This is a genomic window from Fibrobacter sp. UWCM, from assembly GCF_900129735.1.
Classification (GTDB): Bacteria; Fibrobacterota; Fibrobacteria; order Fibrobacterales; family Fibrobacteraceae; genus Fibrobacter.
In genome coordinates this window covers 1-1029 of sequence record NZ_FQWR01000065.1, presented here as the reverse complement: position 1 = coordinate 1029, position 1029 = coordinate 1, and the positions used below count along the sequence as shown (strand labels likewise).

Sequence of the window (1029 nt, the reverse complement as noted above, 5' to 3'; positions counted from 1 at the left end):
ACCTGTTGGCGGAATTAATTTAGTGCATACTTAATTCTGCCAATGGGCTTGTCGTTAATGAAGTTTACGTATTGCAGAATGGTAAGTGCACTAATTTTGCCAATGATCCTGGCAAACAAACCATTCGTTATTTTCGCATAGTTCCTGATGACCAAGAACTGGTCTGTAAGTTGTGAGAATATTGTCTCAATCCTCTTTCTTGCCTTTGCAAACGGAATGAATGTCGGTTTCCAATCCTTTTGGTTGAGCCGATACGGACACTCCAGTCTTATGTGTGCGGTTTCGAACAAGTCAAGCTGTACGTCAGCTCCAATATACCCTTTGTCACCATAGATGCTACAGTCGTGATAAGTATGTTTTACATCCTTCATATAATGGAGGTCCGCCACACTTGCCTTTGACAGATCATAGGAATGGATAACTTCCACTTAACCCACAGAGAGCGTGTAACTTATAACCAAAATAATACGTGTTCTGCGAAGCACAGAAGCCGAAGTCGGGAGCTTGCGAGAAATTGCCGGTACGTCCCATCTTGCAACGTTTTCCTCTTGCAACCCTACAGACCTCTATCGGCTTGGAGTCAACAAAGAATTGTTCCTCTCCGCCATCCATTTCCATGGCAATCCGCTTGCGCAGTTCCTCACACAGGCCTGCCGTTTTCTTCCTGCGGTCATTGAACTGTCTCCTTGATATGAGATTAGGAATGTTGTCCTTGTACTCTTGCAATTTATAGTCGAACAACCACTTCTCACTATCAATGCTCTCGGTCTCTGCCGTCAAGGATAGCGCCACCACTTCCAAATCCGAAAACTTGGGAACAGGACCACGACGTGGAACATTACCCGATTCATTGACGAGATTTTCAGAGAATTGCTTGCATATCTCGAGTATTTTGACGAATTTTGTATAAAGGTTGTACATACGATGGTTTGGACTTAATGTTTTGAACACCACTAAGTTACTAAAAATCAGCGATATGTGCAACTTTTTACTCATATTTATCAACTTAAATTAATTCCGCCAACGGGT

Annotated in this window: 1 pseudogene; it reads right to left on the bottom strand. The window is 42.8% G+C overall.

What is annotated here, in order from left to right:
• Positions 1-14: 14 nt before the first annotated feature.
• Positions 15-996, bottom strand: a pseudogene (locus tag BUB22_RS15980) (IS982 family transposase).
• Between the last annotated feature and the right edge of the window lie 33 nt (positions 997-1029).